The sequence below is a fragment of the Brevundimonas sp. genome (genome assembly GCF_018608325.1).
In the GTDB taxonomy this organism is placed as follows: Bacteria; Pseudomonadota; Alphaproteobacteria; order Caulobacterales; family Caulobacteraceae; genus Brevundimonas.
In genome coordinates, this window is record NZ_JABAZW010000138.1 from 1 (window position 1) to 14,075 (window position 14,075).

Consider the following 14,075-nt stretch of genomic DNA (forward strand, 5'->3'; position numbering starts at 1 on the left):
CGCCTCCGGCCAAGCGCCCAGTTGGATCAGCACTTCCAGCGGATAGACCGAAACCACGCACTGACGCTGGCCGCCGTCCTTCATGCCCTTGGCGTAGCGGAAGACGCCGATGGAATGCCCCTCGATCTCGCCCTTCACGCCAGCCTCTTCCAGCGCCTCCTGGGCGGCGGCTTCAGGATCAGTCTTGCCGACCATGCGACCGCCCTTGGGAATGACCCAGCGGCGCGTCTCACGCGAGGTGATCATCAGGATGCGGCGCTCGCCGTCGTCCAGCCGCCACGGCAGGGCTGCGACCTGGCGCGTCTCGGACCGCACCGTGCGTTTCGGATTCGCCCCGCTCACGTCAGGAACAGTCCGCCGACGAAGTAGAAGACCGCACCAATGGCCGCTGCTGCGGGCATGGTGATGAACCAGGCTGTGACGATGCTGCGCGCCACGTTCCAGCGCGCGGCCGAGACCCGCTTGGCCGCGCCCACGCCGACAATGGCGCCGGTGATGGTGTGCGTCGTGGACACCGGGATCCCCATGCTGGTCGCGGCGAACAGGGTGATGGCCCCGCCCGTCTCGGCGCAGAAACCCTGCTGGGGCGACAGACGCGTGATGCGCGAACCCATGGTGTGAACAATCCGCCAGCCTCCGAACAGGGTCCCCAGCGCGATTGCGGCCTGACAGGTGATCACCACCCAGAACGGCACATGGAACTCTCCGCCCAACATGCCGCGCGAATATAACAGTATGGCGATGATCCCCATCGTCTTCTGGGCGTCATTGCCGCCGTGGCCCAGAGAATAGGCCGAGGCGGAGATGAACTGCATCCCCCGGAACACCCGGTCCGCAAACGCCGGGTTCGACTTCACGAACAGCCATGACACCAGCAGCACCAGCATCAGGGCCAGCACGAAGCCCACGGCGGGCGACAGGAAGATGGCGGCGACCGTCTTGGCCACGCCCGCGATCACGACCGCACTTGTGCCCGCCTTGGCGATGCCTGCACCCAGCAGGCCGCCCACCAGGGCGTGCGAACTGGAAGAAGGGATGCCCAGCAGCCAGGTCACCACATTCCAGATGATGGCCCCCATCAGGGCGCCGAAGATCACCTGATCCGAAATCACGCTGGGGTCGATGATGCCCCGCCCGATGGTGTCCGCGACGTGCAGGCCAAAGAACAGAAAGGCGATGAAGTTGAAGAAGGCCGCCCACCCCACCGCATAGACCGGCGGCAGAACCCGCGTGGCGACGATGGTGGCGATGGAGTTGGCCGCGTCGTGCAGCCCGTTCAGAAAGTCGAACAGGATGGCGACGCCGATCAGGAAGATCAGGATCAGAAGGGCGTGATCCATGACGATCAGAGGTGCTCGACCAGCACGCCATTGATGCGGTTCGCCACGTCCTCGAACCGGTCGATCACCTTCTCCAGATGGTCATAGATCTCGGCGCCGATGATGAAGGGCATGGTGTTGCCCTCGCGGTGCTTGGCGTACAGCGCCTTCATGCCCTCGTCGTACAGGGTGTCGCTGTCGCTTTCGAGTTCGGCGATTTCTTCGGTCAGGGTGTTCAGGCGCTCGTGGTTCTTGCGCATGGCCGGCAGCAGGCTGACGGCTTCGACCGTCTTGGCCGCGCACAGCACGGCGATGTCGCCCAGTTCGCGCATCTTCGGCTCGAACTCGCGCTGCTCGTACAAGCCGATGGTCTTGGCCGTCTTCTGCATCTGGTCGATGGCGTCATCCAGCGAGTTGGTCAGGCCGCGGATGTCGGAACGGTCGAACGGGGTGATGAAGCTGCGGCGCACGGCGAACAGCACTTCGCGCGCCACATCATCGGCCTCGTTCTCATAGGTGATGATGTCCTGACGCCATTTCTCGGTTTCGTCGCCGCCGTCCAGCATCCGACGCATGGCCTCGGCGCCCTTTGTCAGGGTCGCCGCATGGGCGTCGAACAGGCGGAAGAAATTGTCTTCCTTGGGCAACAAGGCCTGGAACCAGCTCAGCATCCGACTATCCCCGATCAGGCGACGCCTTCGGGCGGCCGCGCGCCCCCAAAAAAGGATACAGGGCGCGCCGTCAAGTTTTCAGACCACGGACAGTTCGCTTTATCGCTCGCCCGGCGCCTTTGCATCAGGATCTCCAAGCACATCCTGGCGATAAAGCATGGTTACAATCGTGTGCAGCACCAGGGCGATGGGGGTGGCGAACAGCACGCCCAGCGGCCCGAACAGGGTGCCGATTCCCACCACGGCGAAGATGCCCAGCACGACCGGCAGGTTGGCCACATTCTTCTGCACCAGCGGGGTGATGAAGTTGCTCTCCAGCTGCGAGATGACGATGTGGACCACCACGGCCAGAACCGCCGTGTGCCAGCCCTGCGTCGCGCCCACCAGAACCGACGGAATGGTCGAGACAATCGGTCCGACAATCGGCACGAACTGCGACAGGCCCGTCAGCAGCCCCAGCCCCAGCGCCGACGGCACGCCGATGATGGCCAGACCGATCCCGGTCAACGTCCCCACCAGAACCATCGAGAACAGCTGCGCCTTCAGCCAGCCCTTCAGCGCCTTGCCGCAACTGTTCAGCACTTCGCGCAGCCGGTCGCGGCGATCCATCGGGAACACCGACAGCAGGCCTTCGCGCGACTTGGCCGGTTCGATGGCCAGGAAGACGCCCGCCACCAGCACCAGAACCATGGTCGTGATGCCCGCTGCCGCGCCGATGGCGAACTTCTGCGCGAACTGCAGCGCCTCGCCCGCCCGGCTGCCCAGATTCTGAAGCTGCTCGAACACCTGCGCGGCATAGGGTTGGGCCTCGATCCAGGTCTGCACCTGCGCCCAGCCCAGGGGAACGATGGCGATCAGGGTCGTCACCTGCTCGGAGATCTGCGCGCCGAACAGGGCCAGCACCCCCGCCAGCACGCCTATGACGATCAGCATGGACAGGAAGACCGCCAGCGGATCAGGCAGTTTCAGGAACCGCACCAGAGGATCGGCCAGCGCCCGCAGGATCACCGCCACCACAATGGCGCCGAAGATCAGCAGCCAAAGGGTCTGCAGCGACACCACCAGCTGAATGGCGAAATAGGCCGACACCAGAACGATGGCGCCGAACGCCAGCCGACCCTTCCACGGATCATGCCCACCAGCGGCCGCACCGCCCTTAGATTTACCCAAACCGAACATCATGCCCCCTTCAAGGTGGGGTCAGAACGCAGGTCACGCGCCACGGTTCGCCGCGTTGGACAAAAAACTCAGTATGGGTCGGAAATGCGCCGGTCATAGTCGGCCTGCGCCTGGGCCACCTCGGGCATCTGCGTCTCGGCCCAGTCGATCATCGCCTGCATCGACGCGATCAGGCCCCGGCCCAGCGGCGTCACCGCATAGGTCACCGTCACCGGCACGGTCGCCACGACACTGCGTGACACCAGACCGTCGCGTTCCAGCGACTTCAGCGTCTGGCTCAGCATCTTCTGCGACACGCCCTCGATGCGCCGCTTCAGTTCATTGAACCGGATCGGCCCCTCGCCCAGCGCGATCAGGATCAGGGTGCTCCATTTATCGGCGATCCGATCCAGCAACTGGCGCGTTGGGCATTGGGACGCGAACACATTGCCCCGCATCGCGGTTTCTTCGGAGTGACCAGGTGAGTGGAAAGTGCCGTCTTGCATGGTCGAAGTCAGTAGCACACCTAGTCACCATTGGATACCACAGGAGCCTTCCATGAAAGTCGCAGTCCTCGGCGCCAGCGGTCGCGCCGGATCGGAGATCACCAAGGAACTGGCCGCACGCGGCCACACCGTCACCGCCATCGCCCGCAAGCCCGAAACCATTCCCACGGCCTCTGGCGTGACGGCGGTGGCGGGCGACGCCTCCGACGCCGCCGCCCTGCCCGACCTGATCAAGGGTTCCGACGCGGTCATCAGCGCCCTTCATTTCGATGTCAGCGCCGAGGCCCTGCTGGCGGCGCTGAAGACAGCAGGTGTGCCGCGCCTTCTGGTCACGGGCGGCGCCGCCAGCCTGGAGGTCGCCCCCGGTGTGCTGCTGATCGACACGCCCGCCTTCCCGGCGGAATGGAAGCCTATCGCCGTCGGCGGCCTCGACTTCCTCAAGACGCTGCGCGGCGAGACCCAGATCGACTGGACCTTCTTCTCCCCTGCCGCCTTCATCGAGGAAGGCCCACGTCTGGGTCATTTCCGTCTGGGCGGCGACCAACTGGTCACTGACGCCAACGGCGACAGCAAGATCAGCTTCGCCGACTACGCCATCGCCATGGTCGATGAGCTGGAACAGCACAAACACAGCCGCGCCCGCTTCACAGCGGCCTACTGAGGGCTCCCCCAATGAAGAGATCGCTGATCGCCGCCGTCGCCGCCTTCGGGCAGGCCGCCGCCTCCAGCAGCCGCACCCCGCAAGAGGAAGCCAACGCCCGCGTCGTCACCGCCTTCTACGACCTGGCCTTCAACCAGCATAAGCCGACCGAGGCGGCGCGGCTCTACATCGGCGACCGCTACATCCAGCATAATCCGGGCGTCCCGAACGGCGCGGCGGCCTTCTACGGCTATTTCGAGGGCTTCTTCCGCGACAATCCTCAGTCACGGGCCACCATCCACCGGGTCATCGCGGACGGCGATCTGGTCGCCCTGCATGTCCATTCGCAGGAGACACCCAGCGATCCGGGTCGCGCCATCGTCGACATCTTCCGTGTCGAGAACGGCAAGATCGTTGAACATTTCGACGTCATTCAGGCCGTCCCCACCACGCCAACGGCCAACGGCAACACCATGTTCGACGGCTCGAAGGCCGACTGACTTCACCACTCTTCAAAAGACGACGGCCCCGAAGATCGCTCTCCGAGGCCGTTTTCATTTCATGGCGACGCTCAGCCCGCCGGGGGTGCGGGCGGCGGCGGGGCCTCTACGACCGTCCAGACCACCTGACTGGCGTCGGCGATGGCCTGAACCCAGATCGTCTTGTCCGGGCGACGGATGACATAGGCGCTGATGGGATTGCCGTAGATGATCATCAGGCCCAGATTCATATCCGACCGCAGGCTCTGCGGCAGGTCATCAATGGCTGGGTTGGGCGCCTCGCCATTGGCGATCTGCACCCCGCCCAGCGCCTTGACGGCCTCATCGATGCTGCGCTGAACCTCCAGACGTGAATAGGTCTTGCCCTCCGGCGTGGCGGAACTGGCCATATGGACCTTGCCCTCCACCGTCTGGAATCCGGCGCCGGTCCAGATTGGATAGGCCGCCAGATCCATCGTCTTCTCGTCACGCACCCCATAGCCTGCAGGCGCGCCCACATAGGGAAAGGCGCCCAGCGGCGCGGTCGAAACGGGGATCAGGCTCAGATCGACATTGGCGGCAACGGCGCTCGGCGCCTTGGCCCCTGCATCGGCCTGCGCGGTTGTCGCGCCGTCAGCCGTGGTGTCGGCGTCGTTCTTCGCCGGCTTGTCGCCGCACGCCGCAAGGCCAAGCACAGCAAGCACGGCCAGTGTGGAGCTCAGTTTCTTCAACGCGACACCCGTAGTTCAGTTGGAGGAACAGACTTTATGTCCCACGAACCGCAACAGGCTCAAGACAAACTACCGGCCATGAAAAAACGGCGGGGATTTCTCCCCGCCGTTTCAACAGTCTAGCTTGTCTCTAAGGCTTAGGCGCCCAGGGTCGACGGATCGACCTTGATGCCCGGGCCCATCGTGGTCGACAGGCTGATGCGCTTCACATAGGTGCCCTTGGCGCCCGACGGCTTGGCGCGGACCAGAGCGTCCACGATAGCCTTGACGTTGGCTTCCAGTGCGTCCTGCGTGAACGAGGTCTTGCCGATGCCGGCGTGCACGATGCCCGCCTTCTCGACGCGGAACTCGACCGCACCGCCCTTGGCGTCCTTGACGGCCTGGGCGACGTTCGGGGTCACGGTGCCGACCTTCGGGTTCGGCATCAGGCCGCGCGGGCCCAGCACCTTACCCAGACGACCGACCAGGGCCATCATGTCCGGCGACGCGATCACGCGGTCGAACTCCATGAAGCCGCCAGCGATCTTTTCGTACAGATCTTCGGCGCCGACGTGTTCAGCGCCAGCAGCGGTGGCTTCAGCGGCCTTGGCGTCCTTGGCGAAGACGGCGACGCGAACGTCACGGCCCGTGCCCGACGGCAGGTTCACAACGCCACGGACCTGTTGGTCGGCGTGACGCGGGTCAACGCCCAGGTTGATCGCGATTTCCAGGGATTCGTCGAACTTGGCCTTGGCGTTTTCCTTGGCCAGCTTGATGGCGTCGGAGAACGGCAGCAGCTCTTGCGTGACGCCGGTGCGGGCTTTTTGAGCCTTGGTTTGCTTAGCCATGGATTAGCCCTCCACCACTTCGAGGCCCATCGCGCGGGCGGAGCCTTCGATGATCTTGGTCGCGGCGTCCAGGTCGTTCGCGTTCAGATCTTTCATCTTCTTTTCGGCGATCTCGCGCAGCTGAGCCACGGTGATCTTGCCGGCGACTTCACGGCCGACCAGCTTCGAACCCGACTTCAGGCCGGTGGCCTGCTTCAGGTACCAGGTCGCCGGGGGCGTCTTGGTCAGGAAGGTGAACGACTTGTCTTGATAGACGGTGATGACGGTCGGAAGCGGGGTGCCCTTGGCTTCCTTCTCGGTGCGTGCGTTGAACTCCTTGCAGAAGCCCATGATGTTCACACCGCGTTGACCCAGAGCCGGGCCGATCGGGGGCGAAGGCGTGGCCGAACCGGCCGGCACTTGCAGCTTGATATAGCCGAGAATCTTCTTGGCCATTGGTCTCTCCTATGAATGACCCGGCGAACTAACGCAGGGCCGGTGAGCCGTGGTGCGGCATGGCTGCCTCCCACGGATTTGCCGCTCCGCGGACCGAAGACCCGCCGAGCGAAGGCGCGCGTATAGCGGAGGGGGCGGGGAAAGGCAAACCAAACCCCTCTCCTCCCCTTTGCGCAGCAATGGGGAGGTGGCGCGGCGCCTCTTGCGCCGTGACGGAGGGGGCTCTTCTAGCGGCCCGACAACGCCACATGAAGAAAATCAATCACCGCAGCCAGATCGTCCTTCACCCGAACCGCCTCGATTCGAACGACCCGAATCCCCCTGCCCGCCAGCCATCGCGTTCGGCGCGCATCATGCGCCGCCTGTTCGGGATCAGAATGGATCATTCCATCCACCTCAACCGCAAGCTTCGCCGATGCACAGTAGAAGTCCAAAATATATGGCCCGACTGGATGCTGACGACGAAATCGCACGCCCATCTGCTGGCTTTTCAACGCCGTCCATAGCCGGGCCTCGGGCGGCGTCAGGGCGCTGCGCATCTCCCGCGCGCGTACATCGCTTCTTGCGTCCGCTACCGCCTCGGCCCCTCCGTCTCGTCGGCGCCGCCGACGATCCACCTCCCCATTCGCTTCGCGAACAGGGAGGAGAGCAAGAAAAAAGCCGCGCCCGTTTCCAGGCGCGGCTTCAAATCTCTGGGGTGCGTGGGGTTTAGCCCGCGACCTTCTCCACCTGGCCGTATTCCAGTTCGACCGGCGTGGCGCGGCCGAAGATCGAAACGGCGACGCGCAGGCGGGCGTGTTCTTCGTCCACGCTCTCGACCGAACCGTCGAAGCTGGCGAACGGGCCGTCGATGACCTTGACCTTCTCGCCGATGTCGAAGCGGATCGTGGGCTTCGGACGTTCGACGCCCTCTTCCACCTGACCGATGATGTTCTGAACTTCACGTTCCGAGACCGGCAGGGGCTTGGTGCCGCCCGCGGCGCCCAGGAAGCCGGTGACCTTCGGCGTGTTCTTGACCAGGTGATAGGCTTGGTCCGTCATCTCCATCTTCACCAGCACATAGCCGGGGAAGAACTTACGTTCCGAGTTCACCTTGCGGCCGCGACGGATCTCGACGACGTCCTCGGTCGGAACCAGGATTTCGGAGAAGGCGTCTTCCAGGCCCTGTTGCTTGGCCTGATCACGCAGCTGCTCGGCGACCTTCTTTTCGAAGTTCGAGTAGGCGTTGACGATGTACCACTTGTGGCGCGGATTGGCCGGTTTGGCGGGCGCTGCGTCGGTCATGACGGTTCTTTATCCTTACGAGCGCGGCGTCTTACGAGCCGAGGCCGATGATCCAACGGAAGGCGAAGCCGAGGCCGGTGTCGACGATCCAGAAGAAGATCGCAGCGATGATGACCATGATGAAGACCATCACCGAGGTGATCCAGGTCTCTTTGCGGCTGGGCCATACGATCTTGCGGCCTTCGGCGCGCACCTGACCGATGAACTGAGGCACGCTCGGGCGCGGCTTCTTGGGCTCGGGCGCATCGACCGCAATTGCGGCGCCTGCCGCAGCGGTCTGCGGTTTTGCGCTGGCCTGGGGCCGCTTGCCTGGGGATTTGGCCTTGGCCATCAGCTGCTCTTCAAACAATTGTTCCTGTCGCCCCAGATGGGAAGTCCCACCCGGAAGCGACAGGGGTGATTGGCAGGAGTTGGGGGACTCGAACCCACGACCCCCGGTTTTGGAGACCGGTGCTCTACCAGCTGAGCTAAACTCCTAGACAACCGCACTGACCTTCCGGTCCGCGCGTTCGCCAGAGGGGGGCGTATGCCCGACACCGCCCGGTATTTCAAGGGCGTTTTGGCCGCATCCCCTACTCTTCTAGATGCGCGGCGATGGCGGCCTTCTCATCCTGGGCTTTCACCAGTTCCTTGAAGATCAATTTATCGATGCGTCGGTCGTCCATATCGACGACTTCGACCTCGAATCGACCGACCTGCAAAATCTCGCCCTCATCCGGCACGCGCGAGATCTGGTGCAGAATCAGCCCGGCGACCGTGTGGAAGCCTTCGTGCTCGCCAAAGTCCTCGCCCAGGGTGTCGGCCAGGTCGTCCAGATCCGTCTGGCCGTCGACCAGCCAGCTGCCGTCGGCGCGCTGGTGCATCCAGGCCTGCTCCTCGTCATGGCCTTCGTTGAAGTCGCCCGCGATCATCTCCAACAGGTCGGTCGCAGTGACCACGCCTTCAAAGGCGCCGAACTCATCGACCAGGAAGGCCATGTGGACCTTGGAGCCCTTCAGGATCTCCAGCGCCTTCAGCACCGAGGTCGACTGCGGGATGAAGGCCGGTTCCTGAACCAGAGCCTCGATGTCGAACTTGCCGTCTGTCAGCAGGGAGTCCAGCAGGTCCTTCTTGTGGACCACGCCCAGCGGATTATCGACGTCGCTCTCACGCGCCACAACGATGCGCGAATAGGGGCAGGTGCGGATTTCCTCGCGCAGAACCTCCTCGGGGTCGTCCAGCGCGATCCAGAAGACGTCATGACGCGGGGTCATGGCCACCCGGACCGGGCGGTCGCCCAGACGCAGGATTTCCTCGATCATCACCTGTTCTTCCGGCTCGATCAGGCCCGCAGACGTGCCCTCGGCCAGAATCGTCGCCACCTCTTCCTGGGTCACGTCCGAACCGTCGCGGTCCTTGACGCCCAGCAGTTTCAGAATGCCCGAGGTCGAGGCTGTCAGCAGAATGACGAACGGCTTCAGCACGATCGCCAGGCTGGAGATCGGTCCCGCCATCTTGGACGCCACCGTCTCCGGGAAGATCAGGGCCAGACGCTTGGGCACCAGTTCGCCGATGATCAGCGACACGTAGGTGATGCACACGACCACCAGGGCGGTCGCAAAGAATTCGGTGTAGGCGGCCAGCGCCGGGAAGGCGTGCTCCAGAATCCGGTCCAGTTCGCCTGCGATGGTCGCCTGACCATAGGCGCCCGCCAGAATGCCGATCAGGGTGATGCCCACCTGAACCGCCGACAGGAACTGCGTGGGTTCTTCAGACAGTTTCAAGGCGGCCCGCGCGCCCCGATCCCCTCTTTCCGCCCTCGCCTGGAGCTTCGACCTCCGCGACGAGACGACCGCCAATTCGGTCATGGCGAACAGGCCGTTGAGCACCACAAGGAGCAGAACGACGGCAATAGCGATGAGTAACATCTAAGGGGTGTGGGGACCAACGCGGCGCGACAGACGGCGTCCGCAGAACAATATTAGGGCAGGAACAGGCTTTACGCCACGATTTCCTTTCAGCCTCACCCTGTGCGCCCCGCCTCGACCGAGCCATAGGCGCCGGACACGGGGCGCCCGTTCGCATCATACTGGCTGGCGCAGGCGCTCATGCCCAGCAGAGTGCCGATGAACAGGCCGATGTGAACCGCGCGGCGCATGATTTCCAAATCCTTAACATTCGTCAGTGGAATGTAGGGACCTGTTCCAGGTTCAGCGCAATATCACTCGCGCAGAAAGCGACTTCTCTGGCCTTCAGACCGCTTCGGCCAGCGCAGCCTCGGACCGCGCCATGCCGGTCGACAGCCCATCCAGCAAGGTCTGCAGCGTCACCGGCTTGACCACCAGACCATCGCAGCCCGCCTCCGCCGCCAGCCTGTGATGCGCCTCGGTCGTATTGGCCGTCACCATCACGACCGGCGTGCGGCGGCGATGATGGGTCCGTTCCAGGGCGCGGATCGCCTGGGTCGCCGCGATCCCGTCCATGACCGGCATCTGCATATCCATCAGGACCACGTCGAACGCCTCGGCCTGAAAACGTTCGACGCCCTCGCGCCCGTCATTGGCGATGGCGATCTGGGCGCCCAGCGGCTCCAACAGGCAGCGCACCACCATCTGATTGGGCACATTGTCCTCAACCACCAGCACCCGCAACGCCTCGGCGTCTGCCGCCTCGACCTCAACGACTTCCGGCGCCTCGGCCAGAACCCGCCTGACCGGCAGCCGCACCCGGAAACAGCTGCCCCGCCCCTCGGTCGATTCCGTGGAAATCTCGCCGCCCATCAGATCCGCCAGCGTCTTGCAGATCGGCAGCCCCAGTCCCGTCCCGCCGAACCGGCGCGATATCGCCTCGTGCACCTGCACAAAGGGTACGAACAGATCAGCGGCCAACGTGTCATCGAAGCCAATGCCGGTGTCGCGCACGCTGATCATCAGCGCCTCGCCGCCATCCGCATCGCGCACCACGTCCATCTCGACCGACACAGCGCCCGAATCAGTGAACTTCACGGCGTTGGAGGCCAGGGTTTCGACGATCTGGGCCACGCGGGCGCCGTCGCCGACGAACCGCCCCTCCACGCCCTCGCCCAACGTCAGGTCGAACGCCAGCCCCTTGGCCTCGGCCGCCGCCCTGTGCGGTCCCATCGCCCCCTCGACCGCCTCATGCAGATCATAGGGGGCGGACCTCAGGCTGAACTGTCCCGAGCGCATCTTGGACAGGTCCAGCATATCCTCCAACTGGCGGCTCAGGGTCAGGCCCGACTGGCGGATGACCTCCAGCATCTCGGCCTGCCGCGCCGTCAGTTCCGTCTGCTCCAGGGCGGACGCCAGCCCCAGCACGGCGTTCAGCGGCGTGCGGACCTCATGACTGATGTTGGCGTAGAACAGGTCCCTCGCCTCGCTGGCCTGCTCGACCCGCGCCTTGGCGATCTCCAGATCCTTCAGCGCCTGGATATGGGCCGTCACCTCGAACCGGATGGCGGTGTAGAACTCCGGCAGGCCGTTGGCGTCCATCGTCGGGATGATGGTCGTATCGACCCAATAGTCCTGGCCGTTCCGATTGCGATTGCAGATAGTCCCCCGCCAGACCGCCCCGGTCCCGACCACCTTGAACATGGCCTCAAAGAAGCTGCGCGGGTGATGGCCGCCGTTGACGACCCGGTGCGTCTTGCCGATCAACTCATCCTGCGAGTAACCACTGACATCGACAAACTTCTGATTGCAGTAAACAATCCGCCCGCCACGATCCGTGATGGCGACGATCGCCGCCTGATCCAGCGCCGCAGACAGTCGCGCTCGAGCCGGCCAGTCGATATCACTCATTACTCACCTCAAGCCCACACAGACAGCGTCGCCTCGGGCGACCCGGCACAGTCAAGCTTGTGGTCGAACATAGTGAAAAAATTAAAAACACGTGCCTGAAGGCCGCTCCCGGCCATTGGGCTCACGTGCCGGACGCCGCCACTCGCAATAGAATCAGGACCACCACAATGGCGCCGACCACGGCCCAACTGCGCCACGTCGTCTCCCCGGCGCGGTTCTCCGTCAGCCGCCCCTTGCGGGTGTCCAGCACGAAACTGATGCCGTTCTGAGCGCGCATCCGACGCTGGAAGGCGAAATAGGCGGCCACCTCGGAGACGGCGACGACGCTTTGTTCGACATCGACCTCCACGATGTTTCGCCCGCGCTTGGGGCTCAGCCACTCAAACTGGGACCGCCCGGTGACGCCCGGCCCGCTCAATGCCAGATTCCACGGCGTGATCTGCGGTTTGATGGGGAAGTTCAGCACCCGTTCGACGCGCACAGTGCGCGGCGCGCCGATGTGGATCGGCTGCACGCGACGCGCCCTCTCGCTGGTGACCAGGGTAGGTCCGACCACATCGTCCAGTGATTCGAAACGCACACCCGCATCCCCGCCCTCATTGACCGCGAAGGGTTTGCTGACGCTGTAATGTTCGATCAGCGTGACCTCATTCGCTGCGGTGTCGTCATTCCATATCAGAGACGCCCGTTCGAACACTTCGCCATAGGTCCGCTCCAGCCCTTCGCGCATCCGTCGACTGACGCTGGGAAAGCCCTCGTTCTCACCCCAGCGCCGCATGTCGTCGGCGCGCCAGCTGCGATAGATGGTGCGCAGCTTCAGCTCCGCCGGATCGGAGGCGTTGCGCCCGAATGTCCACTCTTCAAAGGTTTCGCAGACAAGCTGCCGCTCTACGTCCTTGATCTGCTCCAGATGCGCCTCGCCCCGCAACGGCAGGGCCCAGCCGGGCCGCACCTGGGTCAGACGTGACAAGCTGCCGGCCTGCGGCGCCATCGTCGGGTCCAGCCACCAGACCTTTCCCTCCGCCTCGACCCGCACGACACAGTGATCAAAGGCTGTGGCGTGCGGCATGGCCTCATTCAGCCCCGCCCCTGTCGCCGTATTCACCAACGCCGGACAGGCCTCCAGACCCAGGCGCTGCAGCACGACGGTAAGGAGACGCGAGGCGTCCTTGCAGTCGCCGTATCGACTGACCCAGATGTCCTCAATGGCGCGCGGCCTGAAGCCGCCCGCTCCCATCCCGACCGAGTGATACCGCAACAGGCGTTGAACGAAACGCAGCCCCTCCGCCGCACGCTCCGCAGGCGTGGTGAAGCGCTCGGCCAGTTGGTCGATCTCGTCCGCCAAAGTCGGCGGCAACTCCGGCGGCGCCTGATAGTAATCCCGGAACAGGGCGGCGACATCGCCCCATGACATCCGGTCCGCAACATGGATCTCGGAATGGCCGATCCACCAGGCAGGCGTATCCGAATCATAGACCAGTGGCTGGATGTCGTTCTGGCGCCAGCGCCATTGCCGCACCCCGGCCTCCAGCGTCTCCTCGACAGGCGGCGCAGCGCCAGTGTCCCGCCAGACCACAGCGCGATCTTCCGGTGCGCGCACACGGAAGTCGGCCTCCACCAGATAGGCGGCCCATTGCAGTTGCTGACGCCGGCTGAACCTTCCGCCCAGCGCCGGATTCGCGCCGATGATGGAAAACGCCGTCTCGACGATGTCGCCGACCCGCACGTCGGGAATGATCATATGGGCGGTCAGCCGCCCGTCATACATGGCCCGTTCCAGGTTCAGCTCACGGCGCAGCAGCTCGAACGCCGCCGGACTGGCGGCCCCCGCCGCTCGCCATTACGCAAGACGCTGGCGGTATGGATCACCAGCCGTTCGTGCGCCGGATCGAAGACGATCTCGAAACTGGCTGTCGGTTGCAGTCCATCGCTGCCGGTGACCTGCTGCACCAGCCGGGTCCGAAACACCTGCACAGGTCCGCTCAAATCGATCAACGTCTCTGACAGAATGTAGCAGACGCCCCGCTCCGTCAGGGCGAAGGCGTCCCGCCCGTTCATGTCGATGTCGCGCGACGCAAACTCCGTCGGCGCGGGCGCGAAACTCAGCTTCGCCTCGCTGGCGCCCTCTCCCTCAAATGCCATCTGTAATCCCCCTGCAGGGAACTATGGCGTGTTTTCCTGCAAAGCAAAACGGCCCCCGGATTTCTCCGGGGGCCGCTCTGTACGCT

18 protein-coding genes and 1 tRNA gene are annotated in these 14,075 nt (G+C 64.3%); 2 read left to right on the plus strand and 17 right to left on the minus strand.

Translation table 11 applies throughout. The annotated features are described in order from the left end of the window. The 5 genes from QZ281_RS13545 to QZ281_RS13565 form a co-directional block, all read right to left on the minus strand. Positions 1 to 342: NUDIX domain-containing protein (locus QZ281_RS13545; RefSeq protein ID WP_292229197.1), on the minus strand; the 342-nt coding region annotated here is incomplete at its 3' end. Further along, a complete protein-coding gene (locus tag QZ281_RS13550; RefSeq protein ID WP_292229199.1) occupies positions 339 to 1,340 on the minus strand; it encodes an inorganic phosphate transporter in 1,002 nt (333 codons plus the stop codon). The genes QZ281_RS13550 and QZ281_RS13545, both read right to left, overlap by 4 nt. A 5-nt stretch (positions 1,341 to 1,345) precedes the next feature. Next, on the minus strand, positions 1,346 to 1,990 hold the full coding sequence (locus tag QZ281_RS13555; RefSeq protein WP_292229201.1) for a DUF47 domain-containing protein: 645 nt from the start codon (positions 1,988 to 1,990) through the stop codon (positions 1,346 to 1,348). Positions 1,991 to 2,089: 99 nt separating this feature from the next. Next, positions 2,090 to 3,172 carry an AI-2E family transporter gene (locus QZ281_RS13560; RefSeq protein ID WP_292229204.1) on the minus strand — a complete coding sequence of 361 codons (1,083 nt, stop codon included), beginning with the start codon at positions 3,170 to 3,172 and terminating at the stop codon, positions 2,090 to 2,092. Between the two features lie 65 nt (positions 3,173 to 3,237). Next, positions 3,238 to 3,654, minus strand: a complete 417-nt coding sequence (locus tag QZ281_RS13565; protein ID WP_292229206.1) for a helix-turn-helix domain-containing protein — start codon at positions 3,652 to 3,654, stop codon at positions 3,238 to 3,240. Positions 3,655 to 3,706: 52 nt separating this feature from the next. Between QZ281_RS13565 and QZ281_RS13570 the strand changes: the two genes are divergently transcribed. Together QZ281_RS13570 and QZ281_RS13575 are read left to right on the plus strand one after the other, a co-directional pair. After that, complete coding sequence (locus QZ281_RS13570; protein ID WP_292229208.1) at positions 3,707 to 4,315, plus strand: NAD(P)-dependent oxidoreductase; 609 nt, start codon at positions 3,707 to 3,709, stop codon at positions 4,313 to 4,315. A gap of 11 nt (positions 4,316 to 4,326) precedes the next feature. After that, positions 4,327 to 4,794, plus strand: a complete 468-nt coding sequence (locus QZ281_RS13575; protein WP_292229212.1) for a nuclear transport factor 2 family protein — start codon at positions 4,327 to 4,329, stop codon at positions 4,792 to 4,794. 71 nt (positions 4,795 to 4,865) lie between these two features. Here the strand turns inward: QZ281_RS13575 and QZ281_RS13580 are convergent, their stop codons facing one another. From QZ281_RS13580 to QZ281_RS13635, 12 genes are all read right to left on the minus strand, one after another. Continuing rightward, on the minus strand, positions 4,866 to 5,504 hold the full coding sequence (locus QZ281_RS13580; protein WP_292229217.1) for a hypothetical protein: 639 nt from the start codon (positions 5,502 to 5,504) through the stop codon (positions 4,866 to 4,868). 137 nt (positions 5,505 to 5,641) lie between these two features. Beyond that, positions 5,642 to 6,331 (minus strand): 50S ribosomal protein L1, encoded by a 690-nt coding sequence (gene rplA / locus QZ281_RS13585; RefSeq protein ID WP_292229222.1) that lies wholly within the window; start codon positions 6,329 to 6,331, stop codon positions 5,642 to 5,644. A gap of 3 nt (positions 6,332 to 6,334) precedes the next feature. Further along, positions 6,335 to 6,766 carry a 50S ribosomal protein L11 gene (gene rplK / locus QZ281_RS13590; RefSeq protein ID WP_292183138.1) on the minus strand — a complete coding sequence of 144 codons (432 nt, stop codon included), beginning with the start codon at positions 6,764 to 6,766 and terminating at the stop codon, positions 6,335 to 6,337. 227 nt (positions 6,767 to 6,993) lie between these two features. Then, positions 6,994 to 7,383, minus strand: coding sequence for an endonuclease domain-containing protein (locus QZ281_RS13595; RefSeq protein ID WP_292229224.1), 390 nt, complete (start codon positions 7,381 to 7,383; stop codon positions 6,994 to 6,996). 91 nt (positions 7,384 to 7,474) lie between these two features. Beyond that, the gene (nusG, locus tag QZ281_RS13600) at positions 7,475 to 8,050 is read right to left on the minus strand and encodes a transcription termination/antitermination protein NusG (RefSeq protein WP_201100555.1); all 576 of its coding nucleotides are present in this window, start codon (positions 8,048 to 8,050) and stop codon (positions 7,475 to 7,477) included. Positions 8,051 to 8,081: 31 nt separating this feature from the next. Continuing rightward, positions 8,082 to 8,381: a preprotein translocase subunit SecE gene (gene secE / locus QZ281_RS13605; RefSeq protein ID WP_292229226.1), complete on the minus strand. Its 300-nt coding sequence runs from the start codon at positions 8,379 to 8,381 to the stop codon at positions 8,082 to 8,084. A gap of 70 nt (positions 8,382 to 8,451) precedes the next feature. Continuing rightward, positions 8,452 to 8,527: transfer RNA gene (locus QZ281_RS13610), tRNA-Trp, on the minus strand. A 95-nt stretch (positions 8,528 to 8,622) separates the two neighbouring features. After that, complete coding sequence (locus QZ281_RS13615) at positions 8,623 to 9,957, minus strand: hemolysin family protein (protein WP_292229228.1); 1,335 nt, start codon at positions 9,955 to 9,957, stop codon at positions 8,623 to 8,625. Between the two features lie 95 nt (positions 9,958 to 10,052). Next, complete coding sequence (locus QZ281_RS13620) at positions 10,053 to 10,187, minus strand: hypothetical protein (protein ID WP_292229230.1); 135 nt, start codon at positions 10,185 to 10,187, stop codon at positions 10,053 to 10,055. Positions 10,188 to 10,281: 94 nt separating this feature from the next. After that, the gene (locus tag QZ281_RS13625) at positions 10,282 to 11,847 is read right to left on the minus strand and encodes a PAS domain-containing hybrid sensor histidine kinase/response regulator (protein WP_292229232.1); all 1,566 of its coding nucleotides are present in this window, start codon (positions 11,845 to 11,847) and stop codon (positions 10,282 to 10,284) included. A gap of 121 nt (positions 11,848 to 11,968) precedes the next feature. Beyond that, positions 11,969 to 13,615 carry a DUF3857 domain-containing protein gene (locus QZ281_RS13630; protein ID WP_292229234.1) on the minus strand — a complete coding sequence of 549 codons (1,647 nt, stop codon included), beginning with the start codon at positions 13,613 to 13,615 and terminating at the stop codon, positions 11,969 to 11,971. 14 nt (positions 13,616 to 13,629) lie between these two features. Beyond that, positions 13,630 to 13,989 (minus strand): hypothetical protein, encoded by a 360-nt coding sequence (locus tag QZ281_RS13635; RefSeq protein ID WP_292229236.1) that lies wholly within the window; start codon positions 13,987 to 13,989, stop codon positions 13,630 to 13,632. Positions 13,990 to 14,075 lie beyond the last annotated feature (86 nt).

What these genes read in the sequence shown, in the direction of transcription:
- QZ281_RS13550 (WP_292229199.1), bottom strand. Translation starts at nt 1,340, where the DNA reads ATGGATCACGCCCTTCTGATCCTGATCTTCCTGATCGGCGTCGCCATC.
- QZ281_RS13555 (WP_292229201.1), bottom strand. Translation starts at nt 1,990, where the DNA reads ATGCTGAGCTGGTTCCAGGCCTTGTTGCCCAAGGAAGACAATTTCTTC.
- QZ281_RS13560 (WP_292229204.1), bottom strand. Translation starts at nt 3,172, where the DNA reads ATGATGTTCGGTTTGGGTAAATCTAAGGGCGGTGCGGCCGCTGGTGGG.
- QZ281_RS13565 (WP_292229206.1), bottom strand. Translation starts at nt 3,654, where the DNA reads ATGCAAGACGGCACTTTCCACTCACCTGGTCACTCCGAAGAAACCGCG.
- QZ281_RS13570 (WP_292229208.1), top strand. Translation starts at nt 3,707, where the DNA reads ATGAAAGTCGCAGTCCTCGGCGCCAGCGGTCGCGCCGGATCGGAGATC.
- QZ281_RS13575 (WP_292229212.1), top strand. Translation starts at nt 4,327, where the DNA reads ATGAAGAGATCGCTGATCGCCGCCGTCGCCGCCTTCGGGCAGGCCGCC.
- rplA (WP_292229222.1), bottom strand. Translation starts at nt 6,331, where the DNA reads ATGGCTAAGCAAACCAAGGCTCAAAAAGCCCGCACCGGCGTCACGCAA.
- rplK (WP_292183138.1), bottom strand. Translation starts at nt 6,766, where the DNA reads ATGGCCAAGAAGATTCTCGGCTATATCAAGCTGCAAGTGCCGGCCGGT.
- nusG (WP_201100555.1), bottom strand. Translation starts at nt 8,050, where the DNA reads ATGACCGACGCAGCGCCCGCCAAACCGGCCAATCCGCGCCACAAGTGG.
- secE (WP_292229226.1), bottom strand. Translation starts at nt 8,381, where the DNA reads ATGGCCAAGGCCAAATCCCCAGGCAAGCGGCCCCAGGCCAGCGCAAAA.
- QZ281_RS13615 (WP_292229228.1), bottom strand. Translation starts at nt 9,957, where the DNA reads ATGTTACTCATCGCTATTGCCGTCGTTCTGCTCCTTGTGGTGCTCAAC.
- QZ281_RS13620 (WP_292229230.1), bottom strand. Translation starts at nt 10,187, where the DNA reads ATGCGCCGCGCGGTTCACATCGGCCTGTTCATCGGCACTCTGCTGGGC.
- QZ281_RS13625 (WP_292229232.1), bottom strand. Translation starts at nt 11,847, where the DNA reads ATGAGTGATATCGACTGGCCGGCTCGAGCGCGACTGTCTGCGGCGCTG.
- QZ281_RS13630 (WP_292229234.1), bottom strand. Translation starts at nt 13,615, where the DNA reads ATGTATGACGGGCGGCTGACCGCCCATATGATCATTCCCGACGTGCGG.
- QZ281_RS13635 (WP_292229236.1), bottom strand. Translation starts at nt 13,989, where the DNA reads ATGGCATTTGAGGGAGAGGGCGCCAGCGAGGCGAAGCTGAGTTTCGCG.